Here is a 22,623-nt window from a genome sequence, read left to right on the forward strand (position 1 = left end):
TCAGAACTCAAGTACATTTATATTTATAGTATGGACAAGGTTTAGAAATTTATTCGAGGAGGAATTGATATGAAATACTTTGAGTTTAATAAGCATGAATATTGGGCTATGGTTGCAGCTGAAAGCGAGAAAAAAGCGTATGAAATTTATCAAACTGAAGTTGGCGGTAACTCAATAGCTGAGGTTATGACAGAAGGTAAAGTGGAAGAGCTTAAAAAGGATGTAGCTTTTGGAATGTATATAAATGCGACAATAAAATACGGAGGGAAACATTATTTTGAAGCGGCTTGTGACTTTCATTCAAGTAATAACACGACATTACTAATTGATTCGTCACTAGCATAAAAGAGCAGCTAGCAAAAGCTAACTGCTCGGTTCTCCAAGGGGGAACAAGGAGAAAGTAACTTAATGGGTTGTCTACAGTATTGACGGAATATTGAGTTTTATTCAGGGGGGGGGAGAAAGAAATGATTAATGAGCTGAAAGTAGGAAGTGTATTCCACTTTTGGATACCAGTTAATTTAGGATTTGCACGATCAATGCACAAAGCAGAAGGTGAATACTTAGGTGAATACAATGGGGTACATTTAATTACTCATTTCGATGAATATTTGCGTATGCATGTAGTATCTGAATTAACTACTGGCTTCGGAATCACAAACAGCTTTAAAAAACGGTTTGCTATCGAAAAAGCCAAAAGAAGAATTGATGAGAATAAGGAACGTGTTGATTTGTGGATTAAAACAGCTAATGCAAAATACGGGGCATTGAATGAAGTAATTTCAACAAAATAATCCTTTTAATAGAAAGAGAGGTTAGGAGAATGACTAATTTAAAGAAAAATTAGTAAAGCTATCGCGCGTCGCACAAAGGCAGTAGAGAAATATCAAGTTGATAACGCTTGGAGAAATATTTTTGTGAAAGCCGGAATAATAAAATAACAGTACTGGAGGGATAGAAAATGAATAGTAAACAGTTTTTTGGAATGTATTTGGCTCTTTACTTAATCACCATGTTTGTGACCTTTAGTAATGCGAAAAGTTTCATAGAAGCTGGAATTATTATGGTACTTGTAATCTTGATTGCGGAAGTTGATCATAGATATGGATTTTATAAGGGAAGCAAAAAAGCTAAAAGCAAACAAATATAGTCCGGCTAGAAAACTAGAGGACACCAATTCATTAAAGCAGCAATTAAGGCTGTTTTACGAATAGGTGTCCTTTTTATTTTGAAAAGGGAGATGGGGAAATGAAGGTGTTAAAGGATCAATTACTTGAATGGAAAAAGAAATCCAAGCAAGGAAAGAAGAAAAACAAGAAAAAACAAAAAGAGAAATTAAGCACTCGTGATATTGAAGATTTAATGGGGATGCATAGACCTTGCTATGAACGAAGACGTGGAGCAATAAGACAAAAGTAATTTAAAAATAAAAAGGAGTGGTCTTACATGACTAAACAATTATCTTTCTTACCAAAAATCGATAGAACAGCAACACAAGAGGAATTAGAACGTGTGTTGGAAAGTGTACGTATACATAGACAATTTGGGATGATGCGTAAAGAAATGAAAGTCACTCCTTCTTATGAAATACGTGAGCATGGTCCTACACATACAGTTGGAAAACCATTGGAAGATGTTGCTATAGCAAATATTCAACAAAGTAAACGAGAAGAGTGGCTTGAAAAAATGTCATTAAGTATTGATCAGTTTCTAAATCGATTAGGAAACGGACGTGCAGGAAGTATTCAAAGAGATATTATTTATAAACGTTATTTAGAAGAAGAGGATGTGTGTGACTACATGGTTTATAACGAGATAGGGATGTCAGAGCGCACTTATCGACGTTGGAAGTCTAAAGCGTTTTATAAACTTGCTTTTGCACTAGGATTAGAAGTTTATGAGACAGAAGAAACTGGAGGTAATAAATAATGAATTTTGTTCAACCGATACGTGATTCAGAGCAAATACAACAAATTAAAGAATATCTAAAAGAAAAGAATGAACGCAATTATATTTTGTTTGTAATAGGAATTAATACAGGGCTACGTATTAGTGATATTTTAAAACTGAAGGTTGGAGATTTAAATGGCAGCCATATATCAATGCGTGAAATGAAGACAGGTAAGCAGAAACGTATTCACATTACTGCAGCATTAAGAAGAGAGTTAAAGTGGTACATTGAAGATATGGAAGACTATGAGTATATAATTAAGAGCAGACAAGGAAAGAATCGACCAATCGGAAGAAGCATGGCATATAAAATACTTAGTACCACAGCAGCAAAGTTTGGTTTAGAAGAGATTGGGACACATACATTACGTAAGACATTTGGATATCATATGTACATGCAGACAAAGAACATAGCTTTGCTGATGGAGATATTCAATCATTCAAGTGAACGAGTAACGTTAAGATATATAGGAGTAAACCAAGATGCAATGGATAAAGCAATGACTAGGTTTAAAATCTAATCATTGCTTTTTTTGTTTAAGGATAACAACACATGCTTATCGACTTAAGAACCGAAACTTACGCTTGAACATAAAATCAAATTTAGATGAGCAAAGCTATTTCAAGTGAATAGAATCCACTCTTTAAGAATACATAAAAAATATATATACAAGCGTAGTCTAATCACTACATCATTGGCGAAAGTAGAATTCTATAAATTTTGGAGGAAGAGATATGCAAAAAAAGGTTCTCCTGTTTACAGATTTAGGGATTGATGATGCATTTGCTATACTGTACACCTTTTTTCGTAAAGACATTCAACTTGTAGGAATTGTGGCCGATTATGGAAATGTATCAAGAGAAAATGTAATAAGAAATATTAACTATTTAAAGTACATTGCGGGAAGAGAAGAAATACCTGTATTCCTTGGTGCTTCTGTACCGTTGACAGGTATATTAATTCAGTATTTCCCTGAGGTACATGGAAAAGTTGGATTAGGACCTATTATTCCACCTGAAATTTCATATCCAGTTTATCCTTTAAATGATATTTATCAAATTATAGAATCAAATTTAGAAGATCTTACCATTATCAATTTAGGAAGACTTTCTTCGCTAGCTACGACTTTTGTATTAAATTTAGAAACAATGCGAAATGTAAGAGAATGCATTTGCATGGGGGGAGCTTTTTTCTATCCAGGTAACGTAACTGCTGTGGCTGAAGCTAATTTTCACGCAGACCCTTATGCAGCAAACTTAATTCTGCAACATGCAAAGAACTTGACAATTATCCCTTTAAATGTGACCCAACATGCGATTGTTACACCCGAAATGGTCGAGCAAATCGATGCATTTCATCGGAATACACAGGATCTTGCAGGACTCATCATTAAACCTATGTTAGATTATTATTATAATTTTTACTCCAAGTCTAATCCAGGTATAAGTGGAAGTCCTATGCATGATTTTGTAACAGTGTGGTATTTGCTAAATAGAGAGGCTGTTAGCCTTTCGAGAGTACCCATTAAAGTAATTCCTGATCAAGGGGAAGGGTTTGGTCAAAGCATTGCAGACTTTCGTTTTGTTACTAATCCAGGTTATAAAACGCATAATGTAGCTTTTCAGTTTGATTATGAAAGATTCAGGAAGGATATTATGGAAACGTTCTTAAAGAAGAGAGTGTAAAAGACTTTATTCATTTTATTTAACGTATAGGAATCCAACTTTTTAGGTTGAAATTCTAGCTGTATCTCATCACTATCAAGCTAATAAAATAAAATCCCGCTAAAAATAAAAATCCACTGACTATTTAAAGTAATTAAATGCAGTGGATTTTTATTTTTGGAGTACATTAAAACTTTAAGTTGGTGTCCATGTTATTCTATTCCATTCTATACAGTTACTCATTTTTATTGTGTTGTGTAACTCAAAAGAGGAAGTGTTATGAAGCTATGAATATCAAAGGCTGTAGCATTTGGCTTAGTTACACAAAATACAAGATATGGGTAAGTCATTAGAGAAAGAGCGTGGCAAGAGAATAGTTGCCAAAAACTAATAAATTAGGTAAAACAGTTGCAAAGAGTAAATTAGGATATTGGTAGGGAAAATAAGTGGCAGAGTCGTGACCGCTTTTTGGCAGTAAATGTGCCGGTTGTTTTGGGATTCACGTGATATATTTGTATTGTGAGAAGTGGCGGAAAACACAACTCACAATGTTCCTTTATAAACTATATGTTGTCTAAACGATTTCATAATGATGGCACATAAAATCCGAAACCAGCAGATGGTAATGATTGAATGTTACCGTTATTAGGGAGAGCTTTTGCTCTTCTTTGAGCTAACAACATCCTAGGTAGACAGAATCAGGAGAACCTGATAAGTTTTCCGATGGTGTCTGTCGCGGTTGTTAGCTGAAAGAAGAATAAAACTTCACATACCGTAATCGAAAAATAAATAAGTAAATGATAGTAAGCATCCATTTGGGTGCTTTTTTATTTTGGAGGAGGATGAACGTAAATGAAGCCATACAAAGATACTATCGAATCGTTAGAAGTATTGTTAGATGTCATGAAGTCTTTAGATATGTTAGGCAAAGAGTATGTGATTAAGAAGAAAGTAGAACGAAGAATAATGAAACTTTCTAAAACTGAATTTATCTATAACACATGGGAAATAGAAGAAACAGACGTAACGCCAGGACAACAGGAAACCGTGGAAGTAGAAGAATGAAGGAGTCAATGACTAGACATTACTTAATCAACTCATTAGTCAATTGGCATGAGAGTATACGTAAGAACGATATTCAGAAAGCTTATAACGCAATGAAGGGCTTGAGTGGTATGACGAAGGATGAAACGCTTAAAATGATTCATCTTTACTATGACACTGGATACAAGTGGTACGAATACAAACATCCAAAGTTACGTGAGTTATTAGGAGAATGGTAAGGAGTGAGGGAATGCATATTGAGTTTACAATTCCTGAATGGTTGTTCTGGTTAATTGGAGTACCAAGTGGAATAGTTATACTGTTCTTTACTTATATTGGTTTCGTATTCTATCGGGCATTTTGGAGGTGAGGATAGTCAATGCAACCTCTAACAATACAAGAGATAAATAAACTATATGAGCAAGATGACATCATTAAGTTCTATAAGCATCCTTATTGGAGAAGGAACATTAGGATTAAGGCGTTAGAGAGAGACAATAGCGAATGTCAGGAGTGCAAGCGCAAAGGTAAGTATAGCAAAGGTAGGAACGTCCATCACATCAAGGAGCTGAGGGACAGACCAGACTTAGCTTATACATTAAGCAACCTAGAAACACTATGCATTCAATGCCATAACAAAGAACATGGCAAAGAGAAGAACATAGTAAAGAAGCGCTGCACGATAGTAGATGAAGAGAGGTGGTAAGTGTGGACAGCCTAACGATACAAGGTAACACGTATGAATTAAATATCATAAGACAAATAGAACGCAAGAAGCCAACTGATAGAACGTTTGCTGATGTAGGATTATACAAACGATTTGGAAATGATATCTACACAACATACAAACAGATCAGACACATATGTAATCCAAGAGCATGTGAGAAGACTACACTTGAAACAGTAAAGAAAAGTCTACGTGAACATTGGTTAGAACATTATCTAAATATGTCTTTAACAGAAGCTCACATTGTTATTGAATATGCTGAGCTATTCTTTGGTTTAGCTATAAAATAATTTAAGATAAATTTCCTGAGACACCCCCCGGGTAAATTTTAGAAACAATTTTGCTGGGGGACCGAGCAACGCGAGGGGGGATTTCTCTTTTTATTTTCGCGTTACGCGCGTGGGAATAGAAAAAAAGGCAAAAAAAATACCATCCCTTCTCTGGGATGATTAAAATTTTCGATATGTATTTGTAATCAGTGGACCGTCGCCACTGTTTCCTTCTAAGTAAAACTATACATGATTATTCTCGTCTTTACAAGTGTCATTTTTAAAATTAATCTTCGAAAAAATCCAATGAAAAAGCGGGGTGGTGATATTGTGAGCGGAAAACAAAGTAAATATAAATTAGCGTTCAAAGATTTCTTAGAAGGTGTTAAATACAAGGATATCGCGGATAAATATGGCGTATCTGTTAGCACTGTTAAATCATGGCGCAGCCGTTATTGGGAAGACATGATAAATGAAAAAGGTCTAACAAATGTTTCGGAAAAGGTTGCAAAACTTCAAAAAAACAGAGAAAAAACGCTTAGAAATAAAATAAGAGATGATTTATATGAACAACTCGGCACGAACGGTATCATACACGCTCATTTTATGGATTTAGTAGAAGATTATATGTCATTTTGGGATATAAAAAACAGATTGATAGCTGATGTAAAAGATCGCGGTGTATCTGTACTAGGCGCTAATGGATTTATGAAAAAAAACGATAGCATTAACGAGTTGAATAAAACTAACACGCAAATGTTAAAGATTCTTAACGAGTTAGGACTTAAGGCGGTAAGTGAGGATGATGACGATGATGCAGAAGTCTAATCTTCCTTATAAATATCATCCTTTCATTAGTGAGTACATGCATGCTGTGGAAAGCGGATCTATCCGTTCTTGTAATGAACAAAAACAATTAATGACCTTAGTTCGAAAAACTTTAGATGATCCAAATGTTTATGTTGATGTTCAAGCTATTGAGGATAGTGTTAATATCCCAGCTAAATATTTTCCATTCGAATTATTCGCATGGCAACGTTTTGTTAACGCTTGTGTGTTCGGCGTTCGTTATAAGGACACCAACCGCCTTGTTTGGAATCAAATATTAATACTGATGGGACGTGGCGGTGGTAAAAACGGATATGCCGGATATTTAAACTTCTATATGCTATCTAAACAGTTTGGTATAGATAGATATCACATTGAATGGATCGCGACATCTGAAGAACAAGCAAAAACTACATTCGATGACGTGAAGGAAGTAATAGAAAATCCTGCAAATAAGGTTTTAAAGAAATCATTTAGTGCTACAAAGGTACTAATTAAACATAAAACAAACAAATCTCACATGAAATTCAATACTTCTAATGCTAGAACGAAAGATGGACGACGTCCTGGATCAGTTTGGTTCGATGAAATTCATGAATATGAAGATTATAAGTCGATTAAAGTATTCCGTTCAGCCTTGGGTAAAGTTAAAGATGGACGAACTTTCTATTTAACAACGGATGGATATGTCCGTGGTGGCGTTTTGGATGATATGAAAGAGAAGGCTCGAATGATTCTAAGTGGCGAAGTTGAAAGGAGTAAGTTATTCCCCTTCATCTGCAAATTAGACTCCGAAGAAGAAGTCGAAGATATTGCAAACTGGGAAAAAGCCAATCCTTCTATTCGAGATAATATGGAATTATTCGAAACGATGAAAGAAGAATGGGCCGATTGTCAAACCAACATTCCTATGCATGTTGAATTCATGACAAAACGGATGAACATTCCGAAGCAGCTATTTCAACATAAAATCGCTACTTATGAGGATCTTCTTGCAACAGATCAACCTATACCTGATGATTTACACAAATATGAATGTATTGGTGGTGTAGATTACGCAGAATTACGCGATTTCTGCAGCGTCGGTTTGCTATTCAAACGGCAAGGGAAGCGTTATTGGATTCACCATACCTTTATATGGCATCAGGCATTGAAAATGCAGGATATTAATCAAGATATTATAGATATAGGTGTGGAAAAAGGACTCTTCACCATCGTCTATGATAAAGAAATCGAGCCCAAACGTGTTATCAATTGGTTTTTAGAAAAATCGAAAACATACGACATTAAGCATATCGCGATTGATAAATTCCGTTCTGTAATCTTGAAACCTTTATTAGAAGAAGCTGGTTTTAACGAAAGAGTTGAGATAGTAAGGCGCGGGCAGTACATTCATGCTATGTTAGACCCATTAATCCAACATCTATTCATAAATCATAATATTGTTTTCCACGACGATCCTGTTATGCGTTGGTATTGCGGGAATGTTTATGTGGACGAACTAGGAAATGGCTCAAAAGAATATAAAAAAATCGACCCTGTCAAAAGAAAAACTGACGGGTTTTTTGCGTTCACACATGCGCTCAATTTCGACGGTGATCTTGAAGACTATGCAGTCGATTTAAACGATATGCAAGTATGGTCATTCTGAGAAAGGGGGTGAAAAAATGGGAATTCGTAATGTTTTTAAAACCTTTTTAGGAAAAAGTGATAATGGAACAGTCCCGGATGTTGATTGTAGTGTGATGACACTTAAAGCTGAAATTGCTTACAAGAAATTGTATGTTAACGCTGCTATCGATTTAATTGCTCGTAGTTTAGTAGCTTGTGATTTTGAAACATATAGAAGTGGCAAGTTAAAAAGAAGTTTGAACTACTACCAATTAAATGTGGCACCAAATAAGAATGAAAATGCCCATGAGTTTTGGTATAAGGTTGTCCATCAGTTAATTTACGAAAAGGAAGCGTTAATTTTACCTATAGGTGAGGAACTGTGGATAGCTGAATCGTTTCATCGTGAAACTACGAATGGTTTTAATGAGTATGTTTATAAAAGTGTTTCGATTAACAATCAGCTTTTAACGAAGGAATTTAGAGAACAAGACGTTCTATACTTGAGCCTTTCTGTAGAGTCAATAAACAACGTGATTAATAGTTTATATAGTTCATATGGACTATTACTAGCTAAAGCGATGTCAGATTACAAAGGCAATGGAAGAATACGTTATTTGTTCAGAGGCCGTTTCATGAATTCGTTAACTGATGAAAACGGAAAAGCTTCGCAAGAACTTTTTGAAGAGAAAGCAAAAGATTATATGAATCCTGAAAAGTTAGCAGCAATCATGTTCTTACCTGACAACGTACAAATGGAAGATCAAAGCAAGGACCCACGTAATTTAGATACGAGGGACATCAAAAACCTTGCAAAAGATATGTTAGATTTCGTGGCAACTGCCTTCCACATTCCTCCTTCATTACTAAGTGGAATAAGTGAAGGTGGCATTTCAACTACCGGTAATCCTACTGGCGATTTAGATAACTTTATCATATTCGCAGTAAGACCAATAGGGGAAATGATTACTAACGAATATAACAAGAAGATGTTTTCTAGAGAGCAATATTTAAGTAAAACATACATTAGATTCAACATGGACAACTTCAAATTGTTCGACCTTACTAAGTTTGCTAATTCCGTTGACAAGCTATTTGCAGTCGGTGGCATGAGCATAAACGATGTATTAGAACGTTTAGGAAAAGAACAAATAAAAGAAGATTGGGCTAATGAACGTTATGTTACTAAGAACTATGAGAGAGCAAGGATAAGCGGAACTATGAACGGGGGTGAAGATATTGGAAATGGAAAAGATTCAACCGAAGTTCCTAATGATGGACAACAATCAACAGGACAATAGTAAATCAGTCATTTATATGTATGGGAATGTTGGTAAAGCTCCTTTCGGTGACATTTCTTCCCAAGGTGTAAGAGAAATGTTAGATGGTGTTACAAATGACATTGAAATTCACATCAATTCAAATGGTGGCGATGCGTTTGAAGGGATTGCAATTTGCAACTACTTAAAAAATCACCCTTCTAATGTAACTGCCGTTATTGATGGTATAGCCGCTTCAGCCGCTTCATTAATTGCGATGGGTGCTAATAAAATCGAAATGCCTTCTAATACCACTATGATGGTACATCGTGCATCGACATATGCATTCGGTAATGCTGACTCATTAGAGAAGCAAGCTAAAATGCTACGTGACGTTGACGAAGCGTTAATTCAATCTTATAACAGCCGTTTTAACGGTGAGTTTTTCCAACTAGAAACACTTCTAGACAACGAAACTTATATGACCGCTGAAAAAGCTAAGTCATTCGGTTTCTGTGACGTAATCACTGATTCAATACAATCAAGTGTGGACAGTGAATCTGTAATTACAAATGAAGTTGAAGAACAACCCATCATCGCATCTATCGAAAACGAAGGTGACAAACGTACTCAAAACGCTGAAAAATCAGCTAACTTTATGGTTTCACTATTAAAATCTATTAAACTGTAGGAGGTAATTTACAATGATTAAAGACTTAGAAACGAAATTTGAAAATCAACAAAATTTAAGTAAGGTTTTAGCATCTGGTTCAGATGAAGAGGTGAATGATGCGTTAGTTGCATTCGCTCAAGGTATTCAAGAAAAAATTTTAGCACAAGCATCAGTACAATCTAGCGATCAAGCTATCTTAGCTGCTCGTGGTGGACGTGCTTTAACTAGTCAAGAAACGAAATACTACAATGAAGTAATTGCAGGTAACTCTTTTGCTGGTACTGAAGCATTAGTACCACCAACTGTTATCGAACGAGTATTTGAAGACTTAGTTCAAAATCATGAATTATTATCTGAAATTACATTTGTTAACGTCGGTGCTTTAACTGAATGGATTCTGAAAAAGGGTGATATCCAAACTGCCTTCTGGGGTAAATTGTGCGCGGCTCACAAAGAACTTTTAGATGAAGGTTTCGAAACGATTAAAATTGAGGAATACAAATTATCAGCATTTATGCCTGTATGTAAAGCAATGTTAGACCTTGGCCCGACTTGGTTAGATCGCTACGTTCGAACTGTATTAGTTGAATCTTTAAAAATCGCTTTAGAATTAGCTATCGTTCGTGGTACTGGTAAAGATCAACCTGTAGGCATGATGAAAGATTTATTAACTGTTACAGGGGGCGTACATGCTGATAAAGCCGATACTGGTAAGTTAAAAGACCTTAATCCTTACACTTTAGGTAATATCATGGCTCTACTTACTAAAGATGGTAAACGTAATCCATCTAATGTGTTACTAATCGTTAACCCTGTAGACTACTGGTCTAAAATTTATGGTTATACTACACGACCTAACATGGATGGAACTTACACTTATAACGTTCTTCCGATTCCAGGTAAAATCGTTAAATCAAATGCTGTTCCTAAAGGTAAATTAATCGCTGGTATGGCAAAAGATTACTTCCTTGGATTAGGTGGAGCACAACGTTTAGATGTTTACGATCAAACACGCGCTATCGAAGACGAAGATTTATACATCGCTAAAATGTACGCTAATGGTCGTGCTGAAGAAAATGAATCATTCTTAGTTTATGATATTTCTGAAATGAAAGACCCAGGTACAGCGGTGACTACTCCAGCACCTACTAAATAGGGAGTGATCCTTTATGAGTGACAATCAATCACAGGCGACGTTACAGTCGCCTTTTGATTTGTTAGAAGATGTAAAACATGCACTAGCAATCACTTGGGATGAAGAAGACAAGGACATCATAAAGCTTATAGATCGTTCCGTTTATTTTATCAATGATTTAGTAGGCGCTGAACTTGATCTAGCCGTCAATTTATCCGCAAGAGAGCTAGTTATTAACCGTATTCGTTATGAATATAACAATGCGTTAGACAGTTTTGAAAGTAACTTCAGACAACCACTTTCACGATTGATATTACATGTCGCAATCGATGAAAGGAAGAAGAATAATGGCAATTGAACAACATAGAAAAACATTTAATGATGGATTTATTAGCGTTAAGGAAAGTAAAACGATCCGGAATAGCGCTAAAAAAGTAATCGGACGTGAAAATGTCGAGATTATCAGACTTAGGTTTTCGGAACTTTCGTGCCGTGAAGTTGATATTCAATTCGCTGAAAGTATTGATAAAAAGTTAGATATGAAAATTGAAACGTTATACGCTCCTATGTTCAAGAATAAGGATGTGGACAGCCTAATAATTGAATTACGAGGACATTCTTATAGCATCATTAAAGCGGATCGTTTTAAAAATAGCATGTATTTATACTTGCAAAAGGTAGGTGGTCTAGATGACACTGAATGATTTAATTGAAAAGTTTAATAGTAAACTAGTCCAGCATTTAGAGTCTTTCTTCCACACAGTAGAAGTATACCAGGACTCAGTTCAGGAGGATGAAGCGAATCTATCCACAATCAACCATGTTGTATTTGAAACAGGTGGGTTTGTTAGAGCGGGGGCAAGCGCATTTACACAAGATGTAACAGTTTATTATTTTTCGGAAAATCGTGAGGACTTAGATGTATTGCAAGTTGAGTTTATGAGTTCACTAAGTAAAACTGGCCACACATGTAATAAATCGCTCAAAGAAAAAATGAGGAAGAAAGATACAGAGTTTTTTGTTGATGTATTAACATTCGAGCTTACAAGGAATGTAAAATATGCCTGCTAATTTTAGTGTTGATGCTTCTAAATTTGAATCTTTGCAAAGAAACATTGAGCGATTACCAAACGTTGCGGAAAAGATAATAAATGAAGATTTAAAGTCTAGAATTGCACCAGTAATGAAAAAGTCAGTTCTTGGCTTAATGCCTATATCGAATAGAAAGAAAGCCCACGCTAAACTATATCAATCTATTAATGACGATAACAAAGAGAATTTAACATTAACATTAAAACCAAAATCGAAATATAGATATTTAGTTTTCCCTGATTTGGGATTAGGTACAAGTAAGAAAAAGGCGGCCAAAAAGTTCATGGAGCGTGGTGTGGATAAAAAGGTCGATTACTCTATTGAGGAATTAAATAAATCTTTAATAGAAGAAATAAATAAAACTTTAGGAGGGCAATAATATGCCAGTTACAGTTGATGTATTTGATGCGGTCGAGATTAAAAATGCTAGTGTACTTTTTAAAGGTGAACATGTAACTGACCCATTCGGTTGTGTAGGTAAATTAGATGCAGAAACAGAAATTAAATCAGTTGAAAAGAAATGCGGCGGCTTTACTCAAAAGAAAAAATCAAAACCAACACAAATGAATGTAAAAATTAGCGGTCACATGCAATTAAAGGTTATTCGTAACATTTTTGGTATTACAAACGAAGGGTTGATCGATGGCGTTTACTCATATGGTATCGACAGCTTAGGAAAAGATTTTGCGTTCGTTGCGGAAGAGCTTGACATATTCGAAGAAAACACACGTTTAATCGCATTCCCTAATTGTACAAGTGCAACAGGTTTTGTTAAGAGTGTAGAAAACGGTGCTGAAGAACTAGCCGAAGTAGAATTAGAAGTAACAGCGTTATCTGACGAATTCGGTCGTTTCTATTATGAAGGTATCGAACTACCGGAAACAGTTGCAAAAGAATGGATGACAAAATTTGATTCGGCTAAATTACGAAAAACAGCACAAACAAAATAAATTCTATCAAAGGTGCTCTTTATGAGTGCCTTTTAATTTTGATTATAGGGAGAGAAATTACATGACAAAAGAAATTACGTTATCAAATGGTGAAGTAGTGAAGGCGAATCCTAACTTAACAGCTTTAACATTATTCAAATTAGAAAAAGAAGGCATTATCGATAAAGGATTTTTAAGTACTTTATTAAACGCTGGCGGAATTCAGAACATTGATTTATTAGATACGTTCCGTATTGTTTATGCGGCTTATCGTCAAGCAAATCCTACTGGATATATGGAATTTGAAGCATTCATGGAAGTATATGAAGTTGATATGTCAGAGGCGTTCGATTATTTCGGTGCAGTTATGAAAAAAGAAGCTAAAAACAACATGGCAAAAGGTTTTCAACAAAAAGCCGGAAAAAAGGCTTAAAACTTCCTAAATTCGAAATTGAATTCGTTGTGGACTTATACAGTCTATACGTATTTATTTTTGAAATATCGGAAAGTGACTTTTGGAATTTACCCTTAAGGGATGTTCAAAGAATAGCAGAAAACAAAAGTGCTTACGAAGGGTGGAAAGCCTATATCCAAGAAAAGGAGAGTGGAAAATAAATGGCTACTCCTTCAAAAGAAACCATAATTAAATTTAAGGCTGACACCGCTGATTATAAATCTAAGATAAACGAAATGAATCAGGCGAATAGAGCCTTAACACAAGAGTTAAAGTTAGCTCAAACACAAATGAAGTTAACCGGAACTGATGTTGATAAATATAAGACTTCGTTATCCACACTTGAGAAGCAATATGATATCGCTAAAAACAAAACAAGAGAGACAGCGGAACAACTTCAAAGAACAAAACAAGTGTGGGGAGAAAATGCAACAGAAACAAAGAAGGCTGAAGAAGCGTTACGACGTGCACAAATTGCTGAAACTGAAATTTCTAACAAAATAAAAACTACTACCGAATCATTAAAAGAAGCTAAACAAGCTGAAGCATTACGAAATAGTGAAATAGGTAAGTCAAAGCAAGCGTTAGAAGGTTTGAAAACAGCCCATTCCAGTTTAAAAACTGAAGCTGATAAATTAAAATCGGCGTACGATCTCCAAGCAGCTTCACTAGGAAAGAACGCTTCGGAAACTTCCAAGGCGAAATTACAATATGACTATTTAAAGCAAGCGCAACAAAACGCTGGTGAACAGTCTCGAAATTTAGCGCAACAATTAAATAATGCTAAAACTGCATTCGGCGCTGGATCTGAAGAAGTTAAAAGGTTAGAAACCGAATTAAATAGGGCAAGACAAGCTGAATTTGAACTAGGCAGAGAAACGCAAGCTCTAGAAAGAAGAGTTGGAGACAGCTTTAAAACAGCTAAATCACACGTTCAAGAATTCGGTAACAAAGTAAAAGAAGTCGGTCAAAGTGTTTCTAGTGTAGGAAAAGACATGTCAATGAAAGTGACAACTCCTATAGCTGGCGCCATGTGTTACGCTGCAAAAGAAGCATCGAAATTCCAACATGAAATGGCTGATATTCGAAAAGAGGTAAACGCAACAGGGTTAACTTCTCAACAAGTTAACGACGTTATGAGCAGAATGTGGGATAGTTCCCTTGCTAACTCTCAAAAGTTTGGTGTTAGTACCGAAAAAATAAATGAAGGTTTACTTGTGTTAGTTAAAGACGGTTACACAGCAGAAGAAGCGATGCGAATCATGACTGTTTCTCTCCATACTGCCCGTGGCGCGAATGAAGATTTATCAAAAACTGTGGACGGATTAGGATCTGCTTATGAAGCTACAGGACAAAAAACAAATAACGCTGAGCAGAATATAGCTGGTATCAATAAGATGGCTGACATATTCGCTTATACAGCTAACCATACAAAAGCTAGCGTTCATTCTCTAACAGAAGCAATGTCAATTATCGGGCCAACTGCAAATTCAGCTGGACAAGATTTATCAACAACCGCTTCTGCTGTAGGTTTATTACAATCTAATGGTATTGAAGCGTCTGTAGCGGCAAGGGCTTTGAAATCTGGTTTCGTTAACTTAACTAAGCCAACAAAGGCTATGTCTAAAGCTATGGCGAAAATGGGATTCAGTGCATTTGATGCAAACGGACAAATGAAACAATTACCTCAAGTCATGGACGAACTTGAACACGGTTTACAAGGAATGACACAAGAACAACAAAACGCTACAATCGCTACAATATTCGGTAAAGAACATTTAGCATCGTGGCAAATACTTGTTCATAGTGGCGGCGAAAAGCTTAAAAAAATGTCTGATGATGCCCGAAATGCTACCGGAGAGGTTAAACATTTATCTGAACAAATGGAGGACACACCGGAAAATAAATTCAAAGAATTACAACAAACACTTCATACTTTAGCCGTACAATTCGGGACTGAAATATTACCTGCGTTAATGCCTGTTGTTGAAAAATTAAAAGAATTAATGGACTGGATTTCTAATCTTGATCCTAAAACTAAACAAACAATCGTAATTATTGCGGCATTAGCGGCGGCAATTGGCCCGTTATTAATAGTCATAGGAGCTACGATAACAGCCATAGGGACGATAATAACCGCCGTCGGTTCGGTAATTGGTTTTATCGGTACTCTAATAGGTTGGATTTCAGCTATAGCTGAAGCGATAGGGATAGTAGTCACCGTAATAGCTGCATTTGTTGGCGCTCCTGTCGCATTAGTTGTAGCCGCAATAGCTGCAATAATAGCAGCAGTCGTAGTAGTTATAGCTATATTTAACAACTGGGGAGGTATTACAGATTGGCTTAAAGAAAAATGGAGCCAATTTTCAACATGGATGTCAGAATTGTGGACAACAATTAGCGATGCTTGTTCTAAAGGTTGGGATAATGTAGCCCAATCGATTCAAATGGCATGGGATATGATATCGCACTGGTTTAGTCAACAATGGGAAGAGTTTAAAAATAATTGGAATAACTTTTGGGCTGAAGTTGGCAACATAGCAAATGAAATGTGGACAGCAACGATTGAATGGTTTTCAAGTACATGGGATTCGTTCAAACAAATTTGTTCTGACGCATGGGAAGCTGTAAAATCAGGTTTCTCAGCATTCTGGGAAGGTTTGAAAGAGATCGCGCAAATAGCTTGGAATATTCTATTCCAAATCATAACATTCCCTTTACAGTTGTTATTAACTGCTTTCATTTTAGGATGGGAATTAATAAAAGAACCGGTAACACAATTCTGGGAATGGATTAAACCTTACATCGAAGAAGCTTGGAATGCTATTTCCTCTACTTTTATAGAATATAGAGATATGTTAGTTAACACTATCACAGAATTGTGGAATGCAATCACAAGTGCAACCAGTACAGCGTGGAATTGGATTACTAATATAATCCGTGAAGCATGGCAATGGATCACTGATACTGTAAATGAATTTTTGGGCCCTATAAAACTTAAAATACAGGAAGGTTGGAATTACGTATTAAATATAACATCAAAGGCGTGGAACGCGGTTTCGACGTTTATTTCTGATGTTTGGAATGAGATTGTTGGATATATTAGGAACAAGATAAATAAAGCAACAGATACTGTTACAAGCGGTTGGACTTCAACTAAAAATACAACATCCAACAAATGGAATGAAATAACTTCTACTATTTCGAGAGTTTGGAATACGATAACTTCGAATATTAGTAATGCAGTAAATGAAGTGAAAAGCAGAATTGAAGGCGCTTGGAATGTAGTTTATGCCATAACTTCTGGTATTTGGAACAATGTCGTATCTAATGTAACTGGCGCTTGGGATAGGTTGTCTTTTGGCGTGTCTGGAACATTCAATTATATCTCTAACATCGTTCGTAGCAATTGGAGTTATGTTTCAGATATCCTTCAAAGTGTTTACAAACCGATTAATAGTGTAGTTGGTTTCTTTTATGATCTTTGGAATTCTATTATAAGAGTAATGAACGGTATTATCGATACGGTTACAAGAGCGTGGAATAAAGCTGGTGGCATTTTAAACAAATTAAATCCATTTAGCAGTTCTTATTCTATAAGTGTTAACGATAATACAGGAAATCAAGGAATTGCCCCAGCATCATTCGCCGCGCCAAGGGCATTAGCTGTTAATTTAAATCAAGGCGTTCCATTAGCTCCATTCTCTTCTGGAGGTGCACTAGGAGATACGGTACAAAGGATTACTAAAACAATAGGTGGCAATGGTATTCTTTCTAATTTACCTAACATTGTTAACAATTCATTGTCATTGAGTAAAGGTGTTAACGCTAATCAGCAACAACAACCACAAGAAATTAAAAATGAAGTGACTTTTAATACAACTGTTAAAAATGAAAGTGATCTAAATAAAATGTTTGAAAAAGCTGATGATTGGTTTGCAAAGAAAGGACAAATGTTAAATATCGGTATAGGGAGGGCGCGACGTGGTTGATATTCGAATAAATGAAATATTAGGACGTGACTATCTTCTTTGTATGGTAGAGCGCCCTGACATACCAACAGCAAAAGAAAAAATAGAGTTTATTGAAGTTCCTGGTAGAGAAAACGGATCATTAACAAAGAAAAATGGTTATGAAGACGTTACTTTCAAGATTGACTTTAACTTGTTAGAAGATTATAACATCAAACCATTGTTACGACGTATAAAAGCGTGGCTATTGAACGCTAAAACCCTTTCTTTTACAGATGATAACGTTTATAGAAAAATAAAAAGTGTGGAAATAGGTAGTATCGCTAATGAAATAGAAGAATATGGACAATTCGAAGTTACTTTTGTAGCTGATCCATTCGAATACGCTATTCTACAACCTTTGGAAATAACTAAGACAACTACTCTTGTAAACTCGGGCACTAAGTATTCATTACCTAAAATAACGATTTATGGTAGTGGATCAATTACTGTTACGATAAATGATGTTTCATTCTTAATTAAAAATGTAAATAGTTCAGTAGTAATTGATTCCGAGTTAAAAGAAGCATATTCGAACACTACGCCGATGAATAGTAATATGATCGGTAATTTTCCCACATTCTCTGAAGGTGCAAACACAATAAAATGGACTGGAACTGTTACAAAGTTACAAATTGACCCGAGGTGGCGTTACTTATGATTACATTATATAAACCAACTGAAACGGATTTTACTCACAATGGTATAGGTATTTTAGACGATAATATTTACGATGCAGTTATTGAAGAAGAATTAAATGGTTTATACGTCTTAAGTTTTAAATATCCGTTATTCGCTCCGCATGGATTAGAAATAGGTGGTCAATGTTTAATCAAAGCGCCAACACCTGATGGCAATCAATTGTTTCGTGTAGCACGACCTGCACCTTCTATGGGTGAATTACACGTATTTTGTTATCACGTATTCTATGATCTCGTTGATAACTTGATTGAAGATACATTTATTCAAGAAAAGGGCGGACAAGCAGCATTACAACAAATGAAAGAACGTATGCAATATAACACTAATTTTAATTTCATTAGTGATATCAATACAATTTCTAGTTCTCGTTTGGTTAGAAAAAACCCAGTCGAAGCAATACTTGATAACAGCCAGGACAACTCTTTTCTTAGTCGTTGGGGCGGGGAATTAAAAAGGGATAATTTCACCGTCCACATGCTAAGAGAACGTGGAAAAGATCGCGGTGTTGTTATTCAACACAAAAAAGATTTATTAGGATATGAAGGCGATGTTGATTGGCAAGGTGTTATAACTCGAATGATGCCTAAAGGTTTTGATGGACTACTGTTACCAGAAAAGTACGTGGAAAGCTATAACGCTAGTAAATATATTAAACCTAAAATTAGAGTTGTTGAATTTGAACACATTAAAGCAGCTATTGGTGATTATGCTGACGACGAAGACGCAGTTCCGTTACCACAAGCATATGAAATGTTACGCAATGCCGCAAAAAAAATGTACGATGAACAACATGTTGATTATCCAAAAGCGACATATAAAGTAGAGTTTCAAGAGCTATCTCAAACTGAAGAGTATAAAGATTTGGCGGTATTACAACGTGTATATATGGGAGATACAGTAACAGTTATACATGAAGAAGACGGTTTCGAAATTGAAGCTAAAGTTAATCATTACAAATACGACCCGATCAATGAAGAGTATATCGAATTGACATTAGGCAATTTTAAAGAGTCATTCGTTGATATAACAGGCAGAGTTGATAATGTTGAGAATAACTTCAATGATATTAGAGATAGCGTCAATGGTATTAAAAACAACGTTAAAGGAATGGAAAAATCAATATTAGAACAAGCACGCGAAAATGCTACGAATTTAATCAATAGCGGTTTCGGTGGCCATGTTCGTATATATCCAGAAAGAATTTTGATTATGGATACAGCTGATGAAAGAACCGCTAAAAAAGTGTGGCAATGGAATATCAATGGATTTGGTTATTCCTCCACAGGCATTAATGGACCCTATAATACGGCAATCACAATGGATGGAAGGATTGTCGCTGATTTCATTACAACGGGTGTGCTAAACGGTAACTTAGTACGTGGTGGAGAGATAGTTGGTTCTACAGTACGGACAGACAACGGTACTAACTATGTACACATCCAAAAACAATTCATACGCTTGATGGAATCGAATTTAACGCGAATGTTTATTGGTTATTACAAAAGAGCTGTTGATAGCCAAATACAACCAACAATACTTATGCATGATGATGTGGATACATCACGTTTCCGCGATGGTACTTTAACAATATCTCAATTCCCAGTGAAAGGAGAAAATTACTATACCGGTACCTTTGGTATTGTTAAAGGTTATGATGCGGATCAAACTCCACATTATTGTGCTAAATTAAATGTGGATACAAAAGGGGATGTATCTCTTAATGGAGATAACTATATTTATATTACTGGTAATAACGGAGTTACCCTAAGGTCTGATAAACAATTTAGCGCTTATACTAATACAATTCGTTTAGATTCTGTAAGCCATGTAGATATTCTTACTGGTGGGGCTTTGTTTATGAAAAGTAATCAGAATACAGAGGTCAATTCTGGTGGGCATACAATTATCACTTCTGGAAAAGGTATAAGTCAGTATGCAAAAAATGGATCATATTGGGTTGAAGTAGCCAACGGTGCTACCTTCACAGTATCTAATCCATCGAACGCATTTTGGGTAGACTCTGCTGGTGGAATAACGTTAAAAGGTGGATCTAAATCCGTATGGATGGACAGTCAGTCTTCCATTGTATTCAACTTAAAAGGAAAAAATATGCTTGATATAGTTGCAACGCCCAACGCTGAAACAGACCTTCGATTCCAAACAGTAATGCTACGAAATGGTAACGTTGAGGGATATACAACACTTCAGGTTAAAAATGGGTCAGGAAGTGCATATAACGCTGTTACAGCATCAGCTTTTCAAACGGCATCGAAACGTGAATACAAAACAAATATTCGTGACGTGCAGTTTAGCGCAATAGAAAAAATTATGGCACTTCAAATCCAGCAATACAACTTGAAAACAGATATAGAAGACTTATATGAGAAGCGAATGAATCGTGTTGAAGTGGACCCAATTCTTACAACAAACGATATAGAAACTCACTATGGGTGGATTGCAGATGATGAAAACACTCCTGAGTGTTTTGTTACAAAAACAAGAAATGCAGCTGAAATATATTCTTCAGTAGCAATTCAAATAAAGGCATTTCAAGAAGAAAAACAAGCGAAAGATGCTGAAATTCAAGAGTTAAAAGAAGAAAATAAACAAATGAACAGTAGAATTGAAGTTTTAGAACAACTGTTACTTCAAAATTTAATTGATAAGAAACCGGAGCAGCCATAAGCTGGTCTTTTTTTATTGCCTAAAAAGGGGTGGTCAAAGTGGAAGCGTTACAAGATGTACGAAGTGATGTTCAAGAAATAAAGCAAGATATTAAGGACATTCGCTTAGAGATTAAAAGTTTAGAAATGAGGACAACAGGTAACGAGAAAGACATTATCAATATCAACAAACAGCTAGATAAAATCAGCGCCAATACTACCTGGATTTTGCGACTTATAGTTGGCGGAATTGTTGGTGGCATTCTCACTTTCTTAATGAAAGGAGGTGGTATGTAATGTTTGAAATTACTGTAATAATTGGAATTGTAGTTGGTCTTTCACAAATTGGAAAAACAATTGGATTACAAACAAAGTATGTTCCGTTATTAAATTTAACGCTTGGCATTGTGCTAGGCGTTTTATTTTTGGACGGAGATATCAAAACAAATGTATTTCAAGGAATCATCATTGGACTGTCAGCAAGTGGATTATTTGACCACACAAAAATTATGAAAAAGGATGTTGATGCTAAATGAAAAAGACAATGAAACATATTACCTCGTTACTTATGATTCTAGTACTTGCTGTTTCTTTTGCTACAAGTGCTTTTGCTGATAGAACGCTTATTATTCCTGATTTACCAAAACAACCATACCGTTATGGTGTAGGTGCTTATGAGGGAGTTGTGGCACATTCTACAGCAACTCCAGAAGCTCCAGCTATTAACATTCAAAAATATGAGTCTCGTACATGGAGAAATGCATTTGTTCACTATGCAGTCGATTGGGACGAAACAATCCAAATTGCTGATACAAAATACATTGCTTATGGCGGCGGTCCTGCTGCGAATAAGCGCTTTGTACATGTAGAGTTATGCGAAACAGCGGATTATACAAAATTCAAACGCAGCTATGACAAATACGTTAAGTTACTAGCTAAAATCTTACGTGACCGTGGGTTATCTGTAGAAAAAGGATTATGGACACACAGCGATGTAACTCATTACCTTGGCGGTACGGATCATGAAGATCCAATTGACTACTTAAAGTCTCATGGTGTTTCAGAATCTCAATTTAGAGCAGATGTACAAAGAGCATATAATAATTCTAGTGTAGATGTTTCTGTTCCTGAGAAGCCATCTGAACCAGCGGAAGTACCGACATCCGTAACAGATGGGATTGCTTATATTGAAGGTTATAACGTTAATTTACGTAAAGGACCTGGCACAAGCTATTCTAAGATTCGTCAGTTAAACAAACCAGAGTCTTATATTGTGTGGGCTGAAAAAGAAGGGTGGTTAAATCTTGGTGGAGATCAGTGGATTAAGAACGATCCATCTTATGTGAAGTTTAACAAGAACAGTACAGTAGATTCTTCTATTGTTGGAAAGCGCGTTATTTCAAAAGTTAACAATCTACGTTTCTATGATGCTCCATCTTGGCAGGACAAAGATGTTGCTGGTTTCGTAGATGCAGGTGAGGGATTTACAATTGATGGGAAGTTAAATGTGAACGGTTCACTACAATTTAAGGTGCACAATAGTATAGGGAAAACATATTATATTACGATAAATGAAGTTTATGTATATGTAAGATAACTGTCATACCACAGT

The 22,623-nt window shown here is 35.7% G+C and carries 29 protein-coding genes; all 29 read left to right on the forward strand.

The genetic code is table 11. The features are described from left to right. Positions 1 to 69: 69 nt before the first annotated feature. The 29 genes from ACS2FK_RS17405 (at position 70) to ACS2FK_RS17545 (ending at position 22,608) form a co-directional block, all read left to right on the forward strand. On the forward strand, positions 70 to 345 hold the full coding sequence (locus ACS2FK_RS17405; RefSeq protein ID WP_063547391.1) for a hypothetical protein: 276 nt from the start codon (positions 70 to 72) through the stop codon (positions 343 to 345). A 122-nt stretch (positions 346 to 467) separates the two neighbouring features. Continuing rightward, complete coding sequence (locus ACS2FK_RS17410) at positions 468 to 794, forward strand: hypothetical protein (RefSeq protein WP_063547392.1); 327 nt, start codon at positions 468 to 470, stop codon at positions 792 to 794. A gap of 48 nt (positions 795 to 842) precedes the next feature. Then, positions 843 to 941 (forward strand): DUF3983 domain-containing protein, encoded by a 99-nt coding sequence (locus ACS2FK_RS17415; RefSeq protein WP_080469932.1) that lies wholly within the window; start codon positions 843 to 845, stop codon positions 939 to 941. A gap of 20 nt (positions 942 to 961) precedes the next feature. After that, positions 962 to 1,150, forward strand: a complete 189-nt coding sequence (locus tag ACS2FK_RS17420; protein WP_063547393.1) for a hypothetical protein — start codon at positions 962 to 964, stop codon at positions 1,148 to 1,150. Between the two features lie 98 nt (positions 1,151 to 1,248). Further along, positions 1,249 to 1,419, forward strand: coding sequence for a hypothetical protein (locus ACS2FK_RS17425; RefSeq protein WP_033695145.1), 171 nt, complete (start codon positions 1,249 to 1,251; stop codon positions 1,417 to 1,419). A 27-nt stretch (positions 1,420 to 1,446) separates the two neighbouring features. Continuing rightward, positions 1,447 to 1,929 carry an ArpU family phage packaging/lysis transcriptional regulator gene (locus tag ACS2FK_RS17430; protein WP_063547394.1) on the forward strand — a complete coding sequence of 161 codons (483 nt, stop codon included), beginning with the start codon at positions 1,447 to 1,449 and terminating at the stop codon, positions 1,927 to 1,929. Beyond that, positions 1,929 to 2,471 (forward strand): site-specific integrase, encoded by a 543-nt coding sequence (locus ACS2FK_RS17435; protein ID WP_053564381.1) that lies wholly within the window; start codon positions 1,929 to 1,931, stop codon positions 2,469 to 2,471. Before ACS2FK_RS17430 ends, ACS2FK_RS17435 begins: the two co-directional genes overlap by 1 nt. 214 nt (positions 2,472 to 2,685) lie before the next feature. Beyond that, on the forward strand, positions 2,686 to 3,636 hold the full coding sequence (locus tag ACS2FK_RS17440; RefSeq protein WP_061139243.1) for a nucleoside hydrolase: 951 nt from the start codon (positions 2,686 to 2,688) through the stop codon (positions 3,634 to 3,636). Positions 3,637 to 4,467: 831 nt separating this feature from the next. Next, a complete protein-coding gene (locus ACS2FK_RS17445) occupies positions 4,468 to 4,680 on the forward strand; it encodes a hypothetical protein (RefSeq protein ID WP_063547395.1) in 213 nt (70 codons plus the stop codon). Further along, positions 4,677 to 4,898 carry a hypothetical protein gene (locus tag ACS2FK_RS17450; RefSeq protein ID WP_230387345.1) on the forward strand — a complete coding sequence of 74 codons (222 nt, stop codon included), beginning with the start codon at positions 4,677 to 4,679 and terminating at the stop codon, positions 4,896 to 4,898. Before ACS2FK_RS17445 ends, ACS2FK_RS17450 begins: the two co-directional genes overlap by 4 nt. A gap of 140 nt (positions 4,899 to 5,038) precedes the next feature. Next, positions 5,039 to 5,365, forward strand: a complete 327-nt coding sequence (locus ACS2FK_RS17455) for an HNH endonuclease (RefSeq protein WP_063547396.1) — start codon at positions 5,039 to 5,041, stop codon at positions 5,363 to 5,365. A gap of 56 nt (positions 5,366 to 5,421) precedes the next feature. Then, positions 5,422 to 5,676, forward strand: coding sequence for a hypothetical protein (locus tag ACS2FK_RS17460; protein WP_404222201.1), 255 nt, complete (start codon positions 5,422 to 5,424; stop codon positions 5,674 to 5,676). Positions 5,677 to 5,985: 309 nt separating this feature from the next. Continuing rightward, on the forward strand, positions 5,986 to 6,483 hold the full coding sequence (locus ACS2FK_RS17465; protein ID WP_063547398.1) for a P27 family phage terminase small subunit: 498 nt from the start codon (positions 5,986 to 5,988) through the stop codon (positions 6,481 to 6,483). Next, positions 6,458 to 8,134: a terminase TerL endonuclease subunit gene (locus ACS2FK_RS17470; protein ID WP_063547399.1), complete on the forward strand. Its 1,677-nt coding sequence runs from the start codon at positions 6,458 to 6,460 to the stop codon at positions 8,132 to 8,134. Before ACS2FK_RS17465 ends, ACS2FK_RS17470 begins: the two co-directional genes overlap by 26 nt. Positions 8,135 to 8,150: 16 nt before the next feature. Further along, on the forward strand, positions 8,151 to 9,395 hold the full coding sequence (locus ACS2FK_RS17475) for a phage portal protein (RefSeq protein WP_063547400.1): 1,245 nt from the start codon (positions 8,151 to 8,153) through the stop codon (positions 9,393 to 9,395). A gap of 16 nt (positions 9,396 to 9,411) precedes the next feature. Continuing rightward, entirely contained in the window at positions 9,412 to 10,044 is a 633-nt protein-coding gene (locus ACS2FK_RS17480) for a head maturation protease, ClpP-related (RefSeq protein WP_003272656.1), read from the forward strand. A gap of 13 nt (positions 10,045 to 10,057) precedes the next feature. Beyond that, entirely contained in the window at positions 10,058 to 11,182 is a 1,125-nt protein-coding gene (locus tag ACS2FK_RS17485; RefSeq protein ID WP_000588590.1) for a phage major capsid protein, read from the forward strand. Between the two features lie 13 nt (positions 11,183 to 11,195). Beyond that, on the forward strand, positions 11,196 to 11,519 hold the full coding sequence (locus ACS2FK_RS17490; RefSeq protein WP_001282872.1) for a hypothetical protein: 324 nt from the start codon (positions 11,196 to 11,198) through the stop codon (positions 11,517 to 11,519). After that, a complete protein-coding gene (locus tag ACS2FK_RS17495) occupies positions 11,509 to 11,865 on the forward strand; it encodes a hypothetical protein (RefSeq protein ID WP_000963758.1) in 357 nt (118 codons plus the stop codon). The genes ACS2FK_RS17490 and ACS2FK_RS17495 overlap by 11 nt, the downstream gene beginning before the upstream one ends. Next, positions 11,852 to 12,232 (forward strand): hypothetical protein, encoded by a 381-nt coding sequence (locus tag ACS2FK_RS17500; RefSeq protein WP_016512759.1) that lies wholly within the window; start codon positions 11,852 to 11,854, stop codon positions 12,230 to 12,232. Before ACS2FK_RS17495 ends, ACS2FK_RS17500 begins: the two co-directional genes overlap by 14 nt. After that, positions 12,222 to 12,632: a hypothetical protein gene (locus ACS2FK_RS17505; RefSeq protein ID WP_001111193.1), complete on the forward strand. Its 411-nt coding sequence runs from the start codon at positions 12,222 to 12,224 to the stop codon at positions 12,630 to 12,632. The genes ACS2FK_RS17500 and ACS2FK_RS17505 overlap by 11 nt, the downstream gene beginning before the upstream one ends. A 1-nt stretch (position 12,633) precedes the next feature. Then, positions 12,634 to 13,203 (forward strand): hypothetical protein, encoded by a 570-nt coding sequence (locus ACS2FK_RS17510; protein ID WP_001145608.1) that lies wholly within the window; start codon positions 12,634 to 12,636, stop codon positions 13,201 to 13,203. A gap of 61 nt (positions 13,204 to 13,264) precedes the next feature. Then, positions 13,265 to 13,615 (forward strand): hypothetical protein, encoded by a 351-nt coding sequence (locus tag ACS2FK_RS17515; RefSeq protein WP_000159510.1) that lies wholly within the window; start codon positions 13,265 to 13,267, stop codon positions 13,613 to 13,615. A gap of 182 nt (positions 13,616 to 13,797) precedes the next feature. Then, positions 13,798 to 17,628: a phage tail tape measure protein gene (locus ACS2FK_RS17520; RefSeq protein WP_063547401.1), complete on the forward strand. Its 3,831-nt coding sequence runs from the start codon at positions 13,798 to 13,800 to the stop codon at positions 17,626 to 17,628. After that, positions 17,621 to 18,307: a hypothetical protein gene (locus ACS2FK_RS17525; protein ID WP_000227695.1), complete on the forward strand. Its 687-nt coding sequence runs from the start codon at positions 17,621 to 17,623 to the stop codon at positions 18,305 to 18,307. Before ACS2FK_RS17520 ends, ACS2FK_RS17525 begins: the two co-directional genes overlap by 8 nt. Continuing rightward, positions 18,304 to 21,033 (forward strand): phage tail spike protein, encoded by a 2,730-nt coding sequence (locus tag ACS2FK_RS17530; protein WP_063547402.1) that lies wholly within the window; start codon positions 18,304 to 18,306, stop codon positions 21,031 to 21,033. The genes ACS2FK_RS17525 and ACS2FK_RS17530 overlap by 4 nt, the downstream gene beginning before the upstream one ends. A gap of 38 nt (positions 21,034 to 21,071) precedes the next feature. Then, positions 21,072 to 21,308: a hemolysin XhlA family protein gene (locus tag ACS2FK_RS17535; RefSeq protein WP_000387825.1), complete on the forward strand. Its 237-nt coding sequence runs from the start codon at positions 21,072 to 21,074 to the stop codon at positions 21,306 to 21,308. Then, positions 21,308 to 21,547 (forward strand): hypothetical protein, encoded by a 240-nt coding sequence (locus ACS2FK_RS17540; protein ID WP_000461715.1) that lies wholly within the window; start codon positions 21,308 to 21,310, stop codon positions 21,545 to 21,547. The genes ACS2FK_RS17535 and ACS2FK_RS17540 overlap by 1 nt, the downstream gene beginning before the upstream one ends. Then, complete coding sequence (locus ACS2FK_RS17545) at positions 21,544 to 22,608, forward strand: N-acetylmuramoyl-L-alanine amidase (RefSeq protein WP_063547403.1); 1,065 nt, start codon at positions 21,544 to 21,546, stop codon at positions 22,606 to 22,608. Before ACS2FK_RS17540 ends, ACS2FK_RS17545 begins: the two co-directional genes overlap by 4 nt. The last annotated feature ends 15 nt before the right edge of the window (positions 22,609 to 22,623 follow it).

It is taken from the genome of Bacillus cereus group sp. BceL220 (assembly GCF_051776965.1).
GTDB lineage: Bacteria > Bacillota > Bacilli > Bacillales > Bacillaceae_G > Bacillus_A > Bacillus_A cereus.